An 18,582-nucleotide genomic window follows, 5' to 3' on the forward strand; every position below is an offset into this window, starting at 1 on the left:
TACGAATTCGACCTCAGAGCTTGCAAACACTTGCTCCTTCCCGCTAAAAAACTGCCATGCATTCACGCACCGCCCTCTGCCTCTTTTTGCTCGGCGCCAGCGCCCTCGCGCAAACAGCGCCACCCGAAGTTCCGGCACCGGCCCGGCGCTATCTGGACATCCTGCTCAAGCGCCCGCAGCCGGGCACCCTTTTTGAGCGCTTCCATGCCGCGTGGCTGGAGGAGGGCACGACCGCGGACCTCGGGGCTTTTTTAGACGCCCGGGCCAAAGCGCCATCTGCCACTGCGGCAGATCATCTGCTGCTGGCCGTCTTTCACTCCCACCGTGGCGATGACCCATCCGCGCTGAAGGCGTATGAAACGGCGCTCAAGCTGGATCCTGCCAACACCTCGGCCTGGATTGAACGCTCCCGGCTGGAGGCGCGAGCGCTAGATTTTGCCTCAGCCCTGCATTCGCTCGATGAAGGCGCCAAGGCGCATCCGGATGCCGCCGCAGCCATGGAGATCAGCAAGCTGCGCGGCCGTGCGCTGCTGCGCCTCGGCAAAAATGAAGAGGCTCTGCGCACCTGGAAGGAACTGGCTGCAGCCCATGCCGAGGATGAAGACCTCTCCGAAGAGCTCATCGACCTGCTGACGGATGAAGGCCAGTATGAAGCGGCGCTGGAAACAGCGCAGGCTCTGATCAAACGCTCCCGCGATCCAGTGGCGCGGACGCTGCGCCAGCTCCGCCTCACGGATGTGCTGCTGCTGGCGGAGAGGCGGGATGACGCCCTGAAAACCCTCAGGGAGACCCTGGCGTCAACCGGCTCCGACTCCTGGATCGAAGGGGATGTGCTGGGCCGCATCAGCCGTGTGTTTCGCATGAGCGACGACCTGGAGGGCTTCGAAAAATTCATGGCAGGCCTCGTGAAAGAGCACCCGCAGCGCGTGGCTCTGGCGTGGCAGCACACGCTGCTGCTCGGTGAGACCGGGCAGAAAGACGCCTCACTGAAGGAGGCACGCGCGCTGCTGCAGTCGAATCCTGGCAGGCGCGATCTTCAGGAAGGATTTCTCGATCTTCTCGAATCGCTCGATTTGACCCATGAAGCGATCGAGCAGGCGAAGACTCTGGCGCAGCAGAATGCCGCGGACAAAGAAATGCTCGTGCGGCTGGCAGGCCTGCAGCATCGCGCGAAAGATGATGCCGCCGCGCGGGCCACGCTGGAGCGCTTTCTCAAGCTGCCGGGAGCCGCAGAAGCGGACTATCTGCGCGCCGCGCGCCTGCTGGAAAACTGGGAGGAGCCGCCCGTGAAGCCCGGCAGCCCTGCGGCGCAGGCGTATGCGCAGCTCGTGGAGCGCTTCCCGGAGAGCCTTTCCGCGCAGGAGGCGCAGGCGCACTACCTGCACCGCGCAGGCCAGCGTGATGCCGCGCTCGCCATCTGGACGCGGCTGGCCAAATCCGCCACGCTGGAAGATCTGCTGCGCATCGTGCAGGCGCTGCAGGCGCGGCAGGAGTCCCGCACGGCGCTGGATCTCCTCGCGCCACGCCAGCAGGACTTTGCCCGTGAGCCACGCCTTTATGCCCTGCTGGTGCAGCTGGGCATTGCCAACAAGGAAATCGAGCGTGCGCTGCCCTGGGCGCGCACGCGCCTGGGCCTCGCTCAGGATGCCGAGAGCATCGAAACGGCCGTGAAGGACCTCCTCCTCGTGCTGCGCAGCGACGAGTCAGGCAAACTCACGCCACCCGTTCTGCAGGAGCTCCAGGTCCAGGCTGCAGCCACCATCCAAAACCGCTGCCTGCTGGCGGCTCTGCTCGAAAACGCAGGCAAACACGCAGAGGCAGAAAAGGCCCTGACCTCCGCTCCCGCAGAGGACCAACTGACCGCGCTGAGCCAGCTGGCCACCCTGCTGCAGACCCGGCAGGAGTGGGAGAAGGCGGCGCAGACCTTGCAGCAGGTGATCGCACTTCCCGGAGCACGCACCACGGCCCGAGTGCAGCGCATGGTGGACTTTTACCGCCGCGCGGAAAAGCCGGAGCAGGCCCTCACATGGGTCGCCGAATGGAAAAAGCTCTCCCCCAGCGCCGTGCAGCCATGGCTGGATGAATCCCGCCTGCTGCTAGGGCTGAACCGGACCAAGGACGCCCTGGGCCTCCTGCGCGATGCCATGCGGAAGTTTCCTGACTCCATCGAGATGGCGTCCAGCTATGCCACCCTCTGCCTTGAAAACAATCAGCCGGACGAAGCGGAGCGCACCTATCTGGCGCTGTATGAAAAAACCGCAGATGCCGCAGCACGCCTGCGCCTGATCAGCCCGCTGACGCTCGCAGCCCAGCAGCACAACAATGTCCCGCGTCTTATTGAAAACTTCCAGCAGCGGCAGAAGCAAAACCGCGCCAGCGCCCAGCCCTGGCTGGCGCTGGCGGAGATTTACCGTGCCGTCAACAATGACGAGGAGCGCCGCCGCTGCCTCTATGAGGCCTCACGCCTGCGGCCGCAGGATCTGGCGCTGCTCCTCGACATCGCGCGCAGCGAAGAGGAGATCGGACTCACGGCCGAGGCTCTGCGCACCCTCGAAAGCGCCGCCAAGCTCGACAAAACCACCAAGGCCCGTGAAAGCATCGCACGCCTGCAAATCGAAAGCGGCGATCCCGACCTCGGCTACCGCATGCTCTTTGAGATCGCCGGCGGCAGCCAGATGGATGCGCGCTCCATCGAGCAGATGGCGGACACCATTGCGGAGAAAGGCGAATGGGACCGCGTCATTACATTCCTCGACCCTTTGCTGGCAAAGCACCCGCAAGACTACCGGCTGCACTATCTCAATGCCGTGGCACTGGAGGAGGCCGGGCGTGAAAAGGAGGCTGTGCGCGCGTTCATCGAAATCATGGGCATGCACGAAGAGCTGCCCGGTGTGACCACGGCAGGGCGCAGCATCGGGCTGCGCGCGCAGTATTCCACGCTTTCCCTGCCTCCGGGCACGGAGGACTGGCTGGTTCTTCCGGCCATGGTGCAGGCGGCCTATGTGCACCGTCAGAAGCAGGGAGGGCGCGCCAGCTTCGGCAGCTACAATACTTTTGGCTCAAACTTTTCCAACGGGCTGCCCTCAAACGGCTACGTCCAGCAGGCTCCCGGCGTCACCGAGTCTCCCGTTCTGGCTCTGGCCCATGTGCTGCAGATAGTGTCCCTGTGGGATGTGGCTGAGCGCGAGCCCACCCTGCGCAGCCTCAGGCAGGCCGGCGTCAGCGATGCCCCCCTGCTGCTCGCAGCGGCGGAGAGCTCGCCGCAGCTTGTCATCACTTCGGAAATGCTGGCTGAACAGCCGCAGAATGTCGCCCTGCATGCCGCTTGGCTCATGCAGGCCCGCAATGACTCACCGGAGGAATTCCTGCCGGTTTACGAGCGCGCGTACAAGCTCTTTCAGTCCAACTACCCATCACTGGCCATGCGCACCGCCACCATGGCCTGGCATGCCGCAGGCGCTCAGTCCCCAGTCTGGGTGCGGCGCATTCTCGACCTCCACGCAGCCATGTCCAAGGTGACACCTGACATGATCCGCTCGCTGTCCAGCCTGCTGCGGAGCCAGTCGGATCTGTTTCCCCAGGAACCCCAAAACGCCGACACGGCCAAAATCTCGCCGGAGGATATCCGCGCTATCACCACCCTTTTGAAACGCTGGGTAAGCTCTGCTGACAGCCAGCCGTCATACTATGTCGCCGACGTCGTGTACTCCCTTGGCGCGGTGCGTGACTGGGCAGGCATGGTGGAAATCATCCAGCAGCAGCTGGACCAGCCTGAAAAGCCGCAGAACAAGGCCCAGGCTGCTGGCAGCCTCTCGATCAGCGGCAGAACCCCGCAGGGGTACTATCGTAATTTTCGGCCCGCTGCTCTGCCGATGCCGGCCATCTCGGTCTCGCTGCCCACGGTAGTTTTGAATCTGATCGCCAGCTCCGGTGCGCAGCAGGATTATGACCAGGCCCCGGTCAACGAGGCCCAGCAAAAATGGATCAAGGAGTTTCATGCCGGCCTGACTCCCTTCGTTGAAAAGGCTCAGAACCCGAAGCTGAAACTCACCCTCCGTCTCATGACGGGCCAGCAGCAGGCGCTGCTGGATGAAATGGCCCCCCGTCTCACGGCAAACCCCAGTCTGGACGACCTGCTGCTCGCAGGCTGGCTCTCACAGCAGATGAACCGCTCTGAAAAGGCGCTGGCCTATTTCCAGCAGGCCAGGGCGCTGGCCACCGACTCAGCCCAGATCTTGCAGCTCGAGTTTGCCATTCTCCACCATGCACAGCGCATGCTCCAGAAGCCCGGCAACAACGGGACCGGAGAACTCATGGCCACGATCAAGCCCGTGATCGAGCACCTCACCCAGACTGCCAGCAATCAAAATGAAAGGTACATGCTTGCGGAGGCACTCAATGCACTGGGCATGGAGGAGGAGGCGGAAAATCTGGCTCAGGCGGCGCAGGGCAGCCAGCCTGCCTCGCGCCCGCAAAACACACCGGTGGTCGCCAACCCCTACTCGCGCAGCTATTCCTACCGCCAGCGGCAGCAGAAAAAGCAGGTGTCCCTCGACGAAATGGTGAGAACAGGAGACGAGGCGGCCGCCGTGAAGGAGCTCGTGAGACAGCTGCGTCTGGCCATCCAGGGCTGCCTGAGCCCGCAGAACAGCTCCAGCGCCCATCATCAGATTCACGATGTCATCAATCGCTTCGGTCAGTACAAACTGACGGACCAGGTGATGAAGACCATGGAGACGGCCGCCAGCGCAGGCTGGAAGCCCCGGCAGGAATATGCCGTGCTGCTCGAGCACACCGGCCTCGAAACCAAGCCCGCCATTGAGGCGCACCGCGCAGTGGTCGCCGCCAATCCACGCGCCTTTGCTTCACATGCGCGGCTGGCCACACTGTTTGCGCTGGAAGGGGATTTCCAGACCGCGCTCCAGCATTGGCAGCAGATGCCGGAAGTCACCCAGGCTGCGCACCTGCCCGCGCTCATCCACGAGTTCAACGAAAGCAGCTCGATCTCCACCCCCAGGCCCGCCGCGCTCTCCGGGCTGCTCTCTGTCTGGCTGCGCTCCCTGCCAGCCAAACGTCCCCTGTCCGCCGGCATCACCCAGAACTTTAGCCAGGCTTTGAGCAACCTTCAGAACGGCGTTTCCAGCGAGAATGTGGCCTTCCCGGCGCTGTGGCAGCCTCCCGGTGGCGGCAGCCCCCAGAATGACCGCAGGTGGAGCCTTAATGAAGACGGCTCCATCAAGCTCAGCCCGGAGAGCCAGAAGGCACGGGATGAGCGCAGGGCGGCCCACGACCAGCTCTGCAAAGCGATGACTGGAGTCCCCGAACTTGCCCTCATGGGCTTTGCTCCGCTCGGCGGTCTTGCCATGGCCGAAAGCGGAAGTCTCGCCGACACAGAAAAAATGGCGCTCGAACTGCTCAGCCTGCGCACCATGCCCAAGGTAAGGCGGCGGCTCATGTCACAGTGGAACTACTCCCAGGGCTATGGCGGCACGGACCCCGTCTCCCCCTATGGCGGAATGTTTGCCACCCAAAGACAGATCGCCATGCCTGTGCCGGCCGTCTTCGCCACCTACAGCGCCGCCCTGCGCGGAGATCAGCGACTGCTTGATGAGGTCATCTTTCCCGCCATCCTCAAAGCTGAGGGAAAGAACACCGAGGAGTACTGCCGCGCGTATGCCGCCCTGATCATGGCGGATGATGCCCATTTCGTCTCTGCGGCATCAGCCTGGCTCAACCCAGCAGGCAAAGGCATTTATGCCCACCGCAGCCAGCAGCAGGGCGGGCCGCTGGAGGAGATCGTGCGGCTGTGGCAGAAACGGCAGATCAAGGAGCCGCTGAATGAGCTCTTCCTCTCCCAGACCTCACCGCAGGCCTACAGCGTGCCGCAGCCGCTCAATTCCTACGCCTTTGCCCTCGGCGAGAGAAACCCGGAGGCGTTGCGCAGCTTCATACGCAGCCTTCGTGACCGGTGGATTGGCGGCACTCCGGAGCTCCGCACTCAAAACATCACCGCCTGGCGCGAATACCAAAAACAGCAGCAGAGCAACAGCAGAAGATTTTACTCTTCATTCTCCCCGGCCCTGCAGTCCGTTCAGAATTACATCCAGTGGCTGCAGAACCTGCTGGAGGACCCGCGCGCTCTCCCTTTGCTCGATCTGGCCCTGGAAGATAATCTCATCAGCTCGGACAACTGGCTGGCCCAGATCGCCAGAAGGTACACGAGCGACCGATTCCAGACCATTGATGACTTCTTGCAGACGGCCGACACCCTCGGCTTTCTGGGAGAGCCGGCATCTTTCCGGACTTATGCTCTTAACGACGGGGAAAACCACTCGACCTGGTTTGGCTCTCTGGCGCATCATTACCGAGACCGCTGGAATGATGAGAAGGTCAACCAGGCCCTCGCCCGGCTGGGCCAGCGCAAACCCACGCTGGGCAACGAGCTCGCCCAGGCTTTGCTGGTGAAAAACAGCCGCACTCCCATGCTGCTGGATGGCAGGCCCGCACCGCTTGAAGTCGCGCAATTCAGCAGTTCTCAGTTTGTCGGTGATGACAGCGACGCCTACTGCAGCGCGGCTTTGCGCATCGTTCTCCTGCGTCATCCCAAAGACATCGCCGCCATGCCCCAAACTGGCCAGGCCGAGCTCGCCACCCTCCTGCGCCGCGAATTGAGCGGCTATCCCCATCCCGAGCTCATGGGTGAGGAGCTCACCCGCGTCCTGGCCCCGCTTCTCAAAATCGAAAGCCAGGAACTGACACGTAAGATCGACCAGGTGCTGGCCGCGAAATCTTGGAGCGATCTCAGGCAGCAGGAGCAGCAGTTTACACAGCAGTTCCCGGCGCTGCTCCGCGACTTTGCCTCCGTGGATGCCGGCAAGGCTGCAGCCGCAGTCCGGCATGCCGTCAAACTCCTGCACGACAGTCCGGAGCAGAAAGTGGCGGTGGTGCGGAATGGCAGCGAAAACTTGGTGTATCGTTTGCTGACCTCTCTCGCTGAGGTGCCTCAGCTCCTGCATGTCACGTCCGCCATTGCAAAGGAGGAGGGCATCTCACATGTGCCTGGCTGGACCTCCAATCTCCGCAGCCAGATGGAGCAGTTGCTGCATCAGCCAAAAAATGTCGGGCTTGTGTTTTCTGGCACGCCCTGGGTGGCCGAGGCCTCGGGATACATGGATCCGGCAGGCGGAAATGATGAGACGCCCACCCTGCTGGCCTGCCTTGTCAACCGCATCGAAAATGACACGGGCCTGAGCACCTTGGTCCCGGACATACTGAAGAAACAACCCGCCACCTTTGGCACCGAACTGCTGCTGGCGTTTTTGCAACGCTCGACTGCAGACAACCCGAACGCCCGCAGCTTTTACTACAGCAATCGCCCGGACCCCTCCCCCATTCTGGCTTTCATCAAAAAGCGTCAGGCAGATTTTGCCAGCCTGCAGCCCGAATCAGCGGCCAGTCTCCTGGCCATGCTCAGGGCCCGCATGCCGGACCTGGATCAGAAAACGGATCAGGACAGCGCGCTCAAACAGGCCCTTCAGCCGCTGGTGATCGCGGATAAGGCTGAGTTTGAAAATGCTGTCTCAAGCTGGATGCAGATGACCCGCCTGGGAAATTCCGCAAACGACATCTACGGAGTCATCAAAACAGGAGTCAGCCTGCTTGACCGCCTGGCTCAGTCTGAAACGCCAAGGGCCGTCGCCCTTCTTGATCAGATCAGCAAGCTGGTGGCGCAGCAGGATGCACTGTACAATCGTGGCAGCAGACAACGCCAGCCTCATCAGACCCAAGTCGCCCAGTGGCTGCAAAACGCCGCCGCCATCCCGGAGCTCTTTGGTGCAGTCATGGAGCGTGCGGAGCAAAGCGGAGCAGCCACAGATCCTTCATGGCTTGAAACCACCCTTCGCAACGCAGGCAATCTCTACAAGCACCGCGGCAGCCCCCGGCGCGTCATCGCTCTGCTGGAAGCCACGGGCATGCTTGACCCTGCCGCCACGTTCAATCCCCGGCCTCTTCCCAAAAACTCGCAGCAGGTGACCCTGCTGGAGTTCATGAGCAGTGAGTTCACCGGCGGCAGTTCCCAGCCCGGCCTTGTGGAGGAGCTCGCCAAACGTCAGCCCCGCACTTTCGGAGCGGATTTGATCACCCTTCTCTGCAGCAAACGGTACAATGCGCAGGACGAAATCGCCGCCTTCGCCCAGGCTCACGCCGATGAAATCGCGACCTGTTCCACCGAGCAGAAAAAGCTTCTCGCCGGCTACTTTCAGCGGCGGAAATGGGCGGAGGCGTTTGCGGCAAACGTGCCCGCGCTTCAGGAGGAATTCGCCCCGCTCGTCAAAGAGCAGCAGGACAGATTGCAGACCTTCATCGACGACCTGCTCAAGATCAAAACTTGGCGGGAACTCGAAGCGATCTACATTAAGTCTCTCCCCCCAGCTGTGCAGTCTCGCTACGATCTCCGCATGCCTGGCGGGATGCAATACTACAGCACTGGAGGGCTTGGTTATTTGGGATACTTCGCAGACCAGCTGCAGCAGATGGGCAAGACGGACGCTAACAGGGTCGCACAGTCGCTGCAGCTCATCGGCAGCCTATATCGCACCGAATTCAGTCAGAGTCCCACCCCCTATCGCATGCCACCGCTTAACGAATTCGTGCTTAAATTGTGCAGTTCTCCCCGGCTTGCACCCAAGGCGCTGCAATTCGGAGCGCAAAACCTCGGAGGTCAAAATGGTGTTTGGGCCACCAGCAGAGGCAATATGCCTTTAAATGAGCACCAGCTGATCTCCGTTGCGTTGCCCAAAGAGATTGTAGCCAGCGCAGAAAAGCTTGTCCCTTCACTCGAAGAGATGGGTCTGCTTGCGAATGCCGCCACCTACGACGCGTTTCCACTGCCCGGGTTCAGGATGCGCAGCGTTCTCGCACTGACACTGAACCACCTGTCTTCTTTGAGTCCGGATCAGCTTGAAAAAACAGCGCAATTTCTCATCAGCCAAAAGGGGGCAAAATTCGGTCACTATTTAATCGCCGCCTGTCTCACGGCCAAAGACTCCCCTGAGAGAAACCGGCGCCTGGAGCTTTGTGCCGCGCATTTCACCAAGCTGAACCTGGAGACCGCAGGCGCCGTGCTGGACGTCTTTGAAAAGCAGTTTCCTGAACTGGCCACAACGGAGCAGGCGGGAGACGGCCTGCGGCACTTCGCCCCGTTGCTGCAGCTTCGCTCCGCCGAGGAACGCAGCTATCTCAATGCCCTTCTGGCAGGCCAGCGCAATGCAGCCACGCCATTCCGCGGCTACACCATGGTGGTTCGGAATGAACTGGTGCGGCTGATGGCGGCCTCCAGAAAGGAAGACGCATTGAAACTCATCAGCGCCCTGTCACGCAGCCTGGAGCCCGAAGACACCTCCAGCAGCTTCGGCAAGGCGCCTTATTTCCGTGTGGGCGGCGCAGTCAGCTACTTCCTCCAAAGCCAGCTCCGCATCAATGCAGATGACACCCCGGTTTTGCTCGCCTGCCAGATGCTGGCTGCGTCCAGCCTCCCGGAGGTTCGCATCATGGCTGACACTCTCTACACTCAAAACGCAGTCGCTGGCGCCGGCCTGTTGTTCCAGATTTGGGAGCAGCGTGGCGGATGGGCAGCCCCCCGGGCTGTATGGGCAGACTTTATGCAGCAGGTGGCGCCGCATGCCAGCACAGGTACCCGCGGCCTGTGGCTTCCCGTGCTGCACAGCGCCCTCAGCCAGATGGGCAGGACGGAGCGCCGCGCAGTGGCGGATTGGGCGGCTGAAAAAGAAGAACCCGCCCTCCAAACCATCCGCCATGAATGCCGTCTCGCACTCGATCTCCTCGAGAGCACTGAACTCATGCCCGGCTGGCCGGACGGGCCCTACAAGCCGCTTTCCTCATCACCAGCCGCAGTGAAGACTTTCTCAGCAGCCACCACTCAGGTGAGAGCGCTGCTGAAAGATGAGCAGGTCAGGCCTCACGTCCGCCTCGCCCTGGCCGCCTGGCTCACCGCCACTCATCCGGGCCTTCTGGACCAAGAAGAGCGGCAGTCGTGGGGCCTCGCCGCCGCCACCGCCTGGCATGAGAATGTGCCCATCACCCGTTTTGAGCTCGGCTTCCTGCTCAACTCCGCCGCCGTGCTTCCCCACACTGAGACCTGGCAGCAAATCAGCGGACTCGCGCTTGAACGCTGGGACCAGCTCGAGGCCATCATGAACAGCAACCGCACTCGCTATCGTGATTCCGTTTTGAATTCCGCCATTTTTCGCCTGGCGGCGGGGGCAGAGAATACCTCCGCCCTGAACCCGATCCTGAACCTCTATGGCAAAAACGATGTCGTCGAGTCCACCGGCCTGCTGCTTGAAAACAATCAGTGGCAGCGTGTCGGCAGCTTGAAGCTGCGGTCGGTGCAGATCTCGCTCACCTCCGGCATGAAGAGGCGCTGGTGGCTCCCTCCCACGGATGCCACCATCCGTGAACTCCAGGCCGGGAACCTGGAAGACGGTCTGCTGGCGGAGATCGTCGCACTCACCGCAGACGACACCGCCACCCACATCCTCTATCCGGATTCCCGCATCCCGTCACGCACTGAACGCCTCGCGGCCTTTGCCAAAAAAGTGGCCTCTTTGCCTCTGCCTCAGCAGCCGGTGCAGCGTGCTCAGACCCTTGTCCTCCTGGGCAGGGAACAGCCTGAATCCGCATTGCTCCTGCTCCCGCAGTTCGAGGCTCTCGGCAAAGTCTTCACCTCCAGCTCCCTGGGTGATGACTCCTTCAGTGAAAATTGCTGGCGGGATTTTCTGGCCGTGCACGCCGCACTCAAGACTGCCAAGGGCGACATGAAGGCGGCTGACACCCATCTCGAGCGCCTGCGCACAGATCCCGGCTTCATCAAGCGCCATGGCCGCTCCAATGATTACCCGCTCGGCAGCTACCGCAGCACCTTGCTTCAGTGCCTCGCGCCGCTGTGGCAGGCAGGCTTGGCACGCGATCCGGAAAAGGTGCTCCAGTTCGCCAGCCTTGCAGGTGCTCCTGCAAACACCGGCGAATACGACTATTTGTCTCACGCGGTGCTGAAGTCCGCCATCAGCGCATGGCATTCGACGCTCAAAAAGGAGCCCCTTCCAGCCGGCACTGCGGACAGCACATTCTCCCTCAGCAACGTCACAGGCCTCATGGAGCTGATGGCGGCCATGTCCGGCACAGGAAAAAACCGCCTGTCATTCCAGCAGCGGCTGGAGCTCGTCACACGCACCACGTGGCGCATCAGATTCTTCAACAGCAACATCTGGCAGCAGCTCATTCAGCACCAGGTGTTCTCCCAGGAGGAGCTCATCAAAAACGCAGACTCGGTGCTGAAGGTCTCCCCGTGTTTCGCAGCGGGGCAGCTCGAAGACTATGCCCACCTCATGCGCGGACACGGCATGCACCAACACGCCGCACAGTTTTATGCGCTGGCCGGGGAGCAGTGGAGCCGCGCCAAAAACCCTTCCTCTTATTACGCAAACCGCTGCGTGCTGGCCTGCGTCGAAATGCACATCCGTCTTGGAGACCTCGAAGCCGCCAGGCGCGCGCTCTCCCAGTTCAATGCTGCGGCCAGCAGCAGCCTGGAACGCTCAAGGCAGCCGGCCCTGCTCAGGCTGCTTTCACAGTCTGCTCCAGCACCTGCAAAGTAAGCCCCACATTCTGCTCCAGGTCCAGTGGCAGCCGCGTCTTCACGGGCGCGGCGCTGCCTCTCTCCCGCCAGTGGCGGATGCACGTGCCGAGCGCGGCCATGTCAGCGGGATCACTGAGCACATGCCCGTTGATGCCGGGCTCGATCAGCTCGCTGGCCCCGTTGAAACTCGTCGTGACCACCGGAATTCCGCTGGCCAGCGCCTCGCTCACCACATTGGAGCAGGGTTCGTAGATAGGCAGAAACGTGAGCACATCCGCTGCGGCATAGGCGGCTTCCACATCGCTCAGCGGCCCGGTGAGGATCACATTCGGCGGGATCTTTCCACGCATGCGGTCCCGCGTGACGACGAGCAGTTTCAGACGCGGATCCCCGCTGTGCGCGGCCATGAACTTCAGCAGCCAGGGCAGCCCCTTGCGCTCCCAGCCGGAGCCGACAAACACCAGCACAAAATCATCCTCCCCAAGCCCAAAGCGTGTGCGCGCCACCGATCTCGGCACGCTTCTGAACCGCTGCACATTGACCCCGTTGCGGATCGTGTGCACGCGCTCCTGCGGAAAGGCCGGGAAATGCTGCGCTATCTCTCCGCGCACCATTTCAGAATTCACAATGATGTGCCTCGTGTTGGCCGGGTCAAACGTCTGCGCCTCCAGCGCCAGCATGTTGCGGTGAAACGCGCCACGTCCCACCAGCGGGCGCTTCCACCAGGGTGCAAACTGCCTCCGCCTCTGCAGCCACACACGGTGCAGGCCGTCTCCTGCGCGGTAGACATCCTGCTTCAGCGTCCGCTCCAGGCTGAACACGCAGTCAAATCTCCCGTGCTGCAGCGCGGCATTCACCGCCTCCGCAAAACGCAGCGGCCGCTCCGCGCGTGCTCCCTCCACAGCGACGCTGTGAAACTGCACGCCGTCCGCCTGCCCCTGCCACTTTTCCGCAAACAGGTGCGTCTCATGGCCTGCGGCGGCCAGCGCCCCCAGCAGCCGCTGCACATACAGCTCCGCACCTCCGGTGGCGGAGTACTGGCGGCGGATGAGGGCAAGTTTCATGCGTGGGGCGCCACCGTCTCGTTGGCGGCTTCAAAATGCAACAGCACGCTTGCCCTACGACTGCTGGGACCGCCACTGCTCAAAGCTCTCCTTCGGCGTGCGAAACACCGCGCCGCAGCGCGGGCAGGTGATCTGCGCCACGCCGTCGGCAAAAATGTGGTCCAGATCATCCTGCGGCAGGCGCATGATGATGGGCATGAGCCGCTCCACCGAGCAGCCGCACTCAAACACATAGCCGCGCGTTTCCAGCAGGGTCAGATGCTCGTTCGTTTCCAGCGCCAGCACCTGCTCCAGCGTGAGTTCGGAAAGCCACGCCTCATCGCAGTCCGGCTCGGCTGAAATCTGCACAAACTCCTCGTCCTCCAGCCGGAAAAAGCGCGTGAGCCTCTGCTCGCTGGTCGTGTAAAACGCCTCCACTGCCTTCAGCATGTCGCTGCCGTGAAACTCGATCATGCTCTGCCGCGGCGGCTGGTCCGGCCGCGTCGTCTGCGCGATGAACATCGCCTCCCCCTCCTGGCGCACATCTTCCGTGAAAACCCGGCCCGCCACCCGCCCCGGGCGCGTGCTGCCGGTCACAAAGACATTCGCGCGCTGAGGCTCCTTCACATGGATCGTCCAGGCGCAGCTCTCATCCTGCGGGCGCGAGCATAGGTGCAGCGCCAGCGCCGCCAGCGCCTCCTTCAGCATCAGGTCCAGCGGCTCCGCATTCTGCATCCCGTACTGCATCAGGTGCAGGTAGTAGTCCAGGTAGAGCGGACTGAACCGCCCACGCACCAGCAGCGCGTTGCGCTTCCGCACAAAGTAGGAGCGGAGGTCCACCACGGAAAGATCCGGTTCTAGCATCTGACTCATGCCCTGCTTATCTCACCGGATGAAAGGCCGCGCAAGTGGCGCAGGCGTCACTTCCCCGCCATGCCGCGGAATTTTTGCCGGTAGGCGCTCGGCGTCGTCCCCATCACCTCGCGAAAGCGCCGGTTGAAGTTCGCCAGATTGCGGTACCCGCAGTCCATCGCAATGTCCGTGATGTTTGACACATCCTCCGCCAGCATCCCGCAAGCACGCCCGATCCGCACCTCGTTCACATACTGCGGCACCGTCTTGCCCGTGCGCGAGTGAAAGAAGCGGCTGAAAGCCCCCAGGCTCAGGTGCGCCAGCTTTGCCAGGCGCTCGCGGTCGATCTCCTCGGTCAGGTGTGTGTGGATGAAGTCGATCACCCTCTCCATCCGCCCCTGGTCCGCAGACTCCAGCTTGGGCTCATAGTTCGAGCTCGCCAGCGCCTTCAAGTCCTCGGACTGGGCCAGCGCGTTGAGAATGGCCAGCAGCTCGATCACCCGCCCCAGCCCCTCGCTGTTTGCCAGGCGCTTCATGTGCTCGGTCACCACCGCACGCGCGGGGCCGCGCACCTCCAGGCCGCGCGCCGCGCGCTGCAGCAGCCTCTTCACCGGCTCCATCTCCGGCAGCGCCATGAAGTCGCGCCCCAGAAAGTCCTCGTCAAAACGCACGATGATCGCATTCACCCGCCGCGACTTCGCGCTCGTGTCCTGGTGCCACACATGCGGCAGGTTGGAGCCGATCAGCACGATGTCTCCGTCTGTCAGCGCCCCGATGTTGTCCCCCACCACCCGGTGGCCCCGGCTCTCAATCGCCAGCGTCAGCTGGTACTCCGGGTGAAAGTGCCACCGCGTCCCGTAGTCCAGCGCACGCACCACCTCACAGTGAAACGACTCCCACTGGCGCTTCGGTACTTTCTCAAAAACAGGCTTCATGGGGCGGGAGTTTGCAGTTGTTAGCGATGGTTTGCAATGGTTTGCGATTGCTTAACAACTGCAAACCACTGCCAACAACCGCAAACGGCTTTATTCGTCGTCGTCCTTGTCTCCTTCGCCGGCTTTCTGCCCGCGCAGCATGGCTTCCATGAACGCGTCCAGATCACCGTCCATCACGTCAGAGATATTGCTGGTCTTCACCCCGGTACGCAGGTCTTTGACCATCTGGTAGGGCTGGAAGACATAGCTGCGGATCTGGCTGCCCCAGCCGATGTCGCTCTTCTCGCCATACTGGCGGTCGATCTCGGCCTTGCGCTTGTCTTCTTCGATCTGGTACAGCTTCGCCTTCAGCATCGCCATCGCTTTGGCGCGGTTCTTCGGCTGGCTGCGTTCGATCTGACAGGCCACAATGACGCCGCTGGGAATGTGCGTGAGGCGCACGGCGGTTTCCACCTTGTTCACGTTCTGGCCGCCTTTGCCGCCGGCGCGATAGGTGTCCACCCGCAGGTCTTCATCTCGCACGACGATGTCGATGTCCTCTTCGGAGTCCGGCGTCACGTCGATTGAGGCAAAGCTCGTGTGGCGCTTCTTGGCGGCATCGAAGGGGGAAATGCGCACCAGACGATGCACCCCGCGCTCGGCCTGCAAAAATCCAAAGGCATTTTCGCCAATCACTTCCAGCGTCGCGGAGCGTGTCCCCACGTCGTCTCCGGCTTCGTGATCGATCAGCTCCACCTTGTAGCCACGACGCACACACCAGCGCTGGTACATGCGCATCAGCATGTCCGCCCAGTCACAGGCCTCCGTGCCACCGGCGCCCGAGTGGATGTTGATGAAGGCATTGCCACGGTCAAAGGGGCCTTTCAGAAGCTGGCTGAGCTCAAAGGTGCCCACATCCTCTGTGAGCTTCTTGTGCTCGCTTTCCACCTCACGCCAGGTCTCCATGTCACCGGCCTCCTTGGCCAGCTCGATGAGCCCGTCAAAATCTCCGGCCCGCGCTTCCAGTTCCTGGAGCGGTCCGATTTTCTTTTTGATGACATTCGTGCGGTCGATCGTCTTGCGCGCCGCGTTCGCGTCATCCCAGAAGCCAGGGGCCGCCAGGCGGTCCTCCAGCATGGCCAGTTCGTCTTTTAATTTCGGTACGTCAAAGATACCTCCGGAGCTCCCCCAGCTTTGCCTTGAGAGCGGTGGTGTCGAGGGCCTGGAGATCGGTGAGGATGGTCTTGCTGGTCTTTTCCATGATGCAGCGTAGATAGCGGCTGGGCACACGAGTTCAACGCCTTTTGTCATCATGGAAAAAACCGAGGCCATCCTCATCGGGCGCACACGCTATGCGGAGAGCAGCCTCATCGTGCACTGGTGCTCGCCGGACGTGGGCCTCTTCAAAACCATCGCCAAAGGCTCGCTGCGCCCCAAATCTCCCTTCTCCGGCGTTCTCGATCTCTTTGTCTCCGCCGAGCTCGGCTTCGTCCGCAGCAAATCCAGCGATCTCCACACCCTCTCCGAAGCCCGCTGGACGAATCCCCGCCTCGGCCTGCGCGAGAGCTACGGCCGCGTGCTCGCCGCCACCTACCTGGTGAAGCTCATCAGCCTCGTCGCTGAAACAGGCTCGCCCATCCCGGAAATCCACGACCTCCTCGTCAAAGCCCTCGACTACCTCTCCGCCAAGGACCCAGTACCCGCCCTGATCACCCGCTTCGAGCAGCGCCTCGCCGAGCACCTCGGCATCATTCCCGAGGGCGACTCCGGCATGGCCGCCGCCGCCATCGAGGACAGCTTCCACCGCAAGCTCCCCGTCCAGCGCCGCCAGCTCGCGGATTGGATGGCCAAAAAGTAAGCAGCTATTTCAGCGCCGCCTCGATCGCCGCCTTCAGCTCAGGCGACTCCGGCTCCACATCTGACGTAAACCGCTGCAGCACCTTCCCATCCTTGCCGATGAGGAACTTTTCAAAGTTCCAGCCCACCTCGCCGCCCACGGCGGACTGCAGCGCCGCATACAGCGGGTGCTTCGCATCCCCCTTGATCGCCACTTTTGAGAACATCGGAAAAGTCACCTTGTAGTTCTCTGTGCAGAACGCCTTGATGGCCGATTCCACGCCGGGCTCCTGTCCACCGAAATCATTGCAGGGAAAGCCCAGCACCACCAGCCCCTTGTCCTTCATCTTTTCATAGAGCGCCTCCAGCCCCGCATACTGCGGCGTGTAGCCACACTCAGAAGCCACATTGACCACCAGGAGCACCTTCCCCGCATAAGTCTTCAGCGTCGTGTCCTTGCCATCGATGTCCTTGACCCTAATATCTTGGACGTTGGTATCGGCAGCCACAGCAATGGAAGTCATGAGGAGGGAAAGAAGAAGCGATTTCATATTCAGGTAGGATCTACGAACAACAAACAGAGAACGCCTCACCATTCACACTTCTGGCTTCGTCATTATTTCGTCATTCGGATTGACTCATTCGTCATTCACCCCGGCTCCTCCACCATGCTGAGGAAAATATCCTCCAGCCGGCTCCCCCGCTTCACGTGCTCCTTCCTCAGCTCTTCCAGCGTCCCCAGCGCCACCAGCCTGCCGTGATGGATGATGCCGATGCGGTCCGCCAGCTCCTCCGCGATGTTCAGCAGGTGCGTGCTCATCAGCACCGTCGTACCCGCCTGGCTGCGCTCCTTGATCTCACGCTTCACCGTGCGCGCATGGATGGGGTCCAGCCCCACCATCGGCTCATCGATCACAAACACCTTCGGATCATGCAGCAGAGCACTCGCGATGGCGAGGCGCTGCCGCGTGCCGTGGCTGAGGTTCTCAATGCGCTGCCGTGAGTACTCGTGCAGGGCAAATTTGGTGAACAGCGCATCCGTCTGCGCCTCCGCATGAGGCAGATACATCTCAAACAGCTCCGCAATGAATTCCATGAACTCGATCGGAGTGAGCTTTTCATAAAACACCGCCACATCCGGCACATAGCCCAGCAGGGACTTGGCCTGCAGGGACTCCAGCTGCACGTCATGGCCGCACAGCCTCACACGCCCCGCGTCCGGCTTCATCAGCCCCGTGAGCAGCTTCATGGCCGTGGTCTTGCCAGCGCCGTTCGGCCCCAGAAAGGCAAACAGCTCGCCGGGCTTGATGGTGAGGTTCAGGCCGTCCAGAGCCCGCAGCTCGCCATAGTTCATCGTGAGGTCTTCGATCTCGATCATGCTTCAAAAAAGGGTTCGGATCAACGCGCGGCGTCTTGCAGTCCATGGATCGTGGGCTCCAGCAGCACGTAGTCGTCTTGCAGGTCGATGCGCGCAAGCTCACCGGCCTCGGTGAAGATCATTTTGACCTCATGCATGCCCAGCACCGGCAGCGTCAGCACAAAGCACTTCCGCTGCCTGCCCGCGAGCATCATCATGCCTTCGCGGGCCTGCAGTTTCATCGCTTCCGGGGCGGCTGGGGTTGTGCCCGTTTTCGGCATGCCACCCCCCATCAGCAAGAGCAGGGCCAGCGCGCTTTCCTGCCCAGCCCCCATGCCCATGAGCATCTGCACATCCTGTGAATTCATCACCACACGCTCCCCCTGCTTCACCTGCACTTCGGGAGAGGGCTGCGTCTCGCTCCAGGAAAGGCGCATGCTCGCATCCCTCTGGGGAAAGCTGGCCTTGACCGCCAGGTTTTGCCAGCGCTCGGCATCGGCCAGCGTGCAGCCCAGGCTCCATGTGGCCATGATGGTGCGCATTTGCTCGTCCGGCATCACCTGCTCCACCGCACCATGGGCGATGAGGTCATAAACCGTTTCATGGTGGGGATTGATCCGGCGGTTCACCTGCAGGTTCGCATGCCCGATTTTTTCCTGCTGGTGGTAGAGGTGCAGGGTGCAGCCAAAGCTTTCCGACTGCCGCAGAAACAGGTCCATCACCATGCGCGGCGGCACCACGGCAAAACGCGAAGCCTCGGGAAAATAAATGTCACGCACCAGCAGTCCGGACATCACCGCCCAGAAAACCACCGCCAGCACCGCCGCCATACGCCAGATCATGGCCGGATAGTAGTCAGGAAACAACTGTCCTGGCAAGCACCACCGGCTTTTGCCTGCGAAAAAACTCGCCACTTTCGCCTGA

General features: G+C 61.9%; 9 protein-coding genes. 2 read left to right on the forward strand and 7 right to left on the reverse strand.

All coding sequences use genetic code 11. The features are described 5' to 3' along the window. Positions 1-56: 56 nt before the first annotated feature. Positions 57-11,675, forward strand: a complete 11,619-nt coding sequence (locus ACZ5WW_RS10050; RefSeq protein ID WP_377164596.1) for a tetratricopeptide repeat protein — start codon at positions 57-59, stop codon at positions 11,673-11,675. On the opposite strand, the gene ACZ5WW_RS10055 is transcribed toward ACZ5WW_RS10050, so the two are convergent. The 4 genes from ACZ5WW_RS10055 to prfB all read right to left on the reverse strand — a co-directional run bounded on the left by ACZ5WW_RS10055 (position 11,635) and on the right by prfB (position 15,726). Then, positions 11,635-12,720, reverse strand: a complete 1,086-nt coding sequence (locus tag ACZ5WW_RS10055; RefSeq protein ID WP_377164594.1) for a glycosyltransferase family 4 protein — start codon at positions 12,718-12,720, stop codon at positions 11,635-11,637. The genes ACZ5WW_RS10050 and ACZ5WW_RS10055 overlap by 41 nt on opposite strands. A gap of 54 nt (positions 12,721-12,774) precedes the next feature. Then, complete coding sequence (locus ACZ5WW_RS10060) at positions 12,775-13,572, reverse strand: Hsp33 family molecular chaperone HslO (RefSeq protein WP_377164592.1); 798 nt, start codon at positions 13,570-13,572, stop codon at positions 12,775-12,777. Between the two features lie 47 nt (positions 13,573-13,619). Beyond that, on the reverse strand, positions 13,620-14,486 hold the full coding sequence (locus ACZ5WW_RS10065; protein ID WP_377164590.1) for a helix-turn-helix domain-containing protein: 867 nt from the start codon (positions 14,484-14,486) through the stop codon (positions 13,620-13,622). Between the two features lie 90 nt (positions 14,487-14,576). Next, positions 14,577-15,726 (reverse strand): peptide chain release factor 2 gene (prfB, locus tag ACZ5WW_RS10070; RefSeq protein WP_377164588.1). Its coding sequence is split into 2 segments (ribosomal slippage): positions 14,577-15,638 and positions 15,640-15,726, totalling 1,149 coding nucleotides; the frame shifts between segments, so codons are not numbered across the junction. A 51-nt stretch (positions 15,727-15,777) separates the two neighbouring features. Here prfB and recO point away from each other — a divergent pair. Then, positions 15,778-16,323 carry a DNA repair protein RecO gene (gene recO / locus ACZ5WW_RS10075; RefSeq protein WP_377164586.1) on the forward strand — a complete coding sequence of 182 codons (546 nt, stop codon included), beginning with the start codon at positions 15,778-15,780 and terminating at the stop codon, positions 16,321-16,323. 4 nt (positions 16,324-16,327) lie between these two features. Here recO and ACZ5WW_RS10080 read toward each other — a convergent pair whose 3' ends face one another. The 3 genes from ACZ5WW_RS10080 to ACZ5WW_RS10090 all read right to left on the reverse strand — a co-directional run bounded on the left by ACZ5WW_RS10080 (position 16,328) and on the right by ACZ5WW_RS10090 (position 18,500). Continuing rightward, on the reverse strand, positions 16,328-16,852 hold the full coding sequence (locus tag ACZ5WW_RS10080) for a glutathione peroxidase (RefSeq protein ID WP_377164584.1): 525 nt from the start codon (positions 16,850-16,852) through the stop codon (positions 16,328-16,330). A gap of 98 nt (positions 16,853-16,950) precedes the next feature. Further along, a complete protein-coding gene (locus tag ACZ5WW_RS10085; RefSeq protein ID WP_377164582.1) occupies positions 16,951-17,679 on the reverse strand; it encodes an ABC transporter ATP-binding protein in 729 nt (242 codons plus the stop codon). 20 nt (positions 17,680-17,699) lie between these two features. Continuing rightward, positions 17,700-18,500, reverse strand: coding sequence for a hypothetical protein (locus ACZ5WW_RS10090; protein ID WP_377164580.1), 801 nt, complete (start codon positions 18,498-18,500; stop codon positions 17,700-17,702). Positions 18,501-18,582 lie beyond the last annotated feature (82 nt).

The sequence above is a fragment of the Prosthecobacter fluviatilis genome (assembly GCF_055388355.1).

Excerpts from the sequence above, each read along its gene's own strand:
- ACZ5WW_RS10080 (WP_377164584.1), bottom strand. The coding sequence starts at position 16,852 with ATGAAATCGCTTCTTCTTTCCCTCCTCATGACTTCCATTGCTGTGGCT.
- ACZ5WW_RS10090 (WP_377164580.1), bottom strand. The coding sequence starts at position 18,500 with ATGATCTGGCGTATGGCGGCGGTGCTGGCGGTGGTTTTCTGGGCGGTG.
- ACZ5WW_RS10085 (WP_377164582.1), bottom strand. The coding sequence starts at position 17,679 with ATGATCGAGATCGAAGACCTCACGATGAACTATGGCGAGCTGCGGGCT.
- ACZ5WW_RS10060 (WP_377164592.1), bottom strand. The coding sequence starts at position 13,572 with ATGAGTCAGATGCTAGAACCGGATCTTTCCGTGGTGGACCTCCGCTCC.
- recO (WP_377164586.1), top strand. The coding sequence starts at position 15,778 with ATGGAAAAAACCGAGGCCATCCTCATCGGGCGCACACGCTATGCGGAG.
- ACZ5WW_RS10055 (WP_377164594.1), bottom strand. The coding sequence starts at position 12,720 with ATGAAACTTGCCCTCATCCGCCGCCAGTACTCCGCCACCGGAGGTGCG.
- ACZ5WW_RS10065 (WP_377164590.1), bottom strand. The coding sequence starts at position 14,486 with ATGAAGCCTGTTTTTGAGAAAGTACCGAAGCGCCAGTGGGAGTCGTTT.
- ACZ5WW_RS10050 (WP_377164596.1), top strand. The coding sequence starts at position 57 with ATGCATTCACGCACCGCCCTCTGCCTCTTTTTGCTCGGCGCCAGCGCC.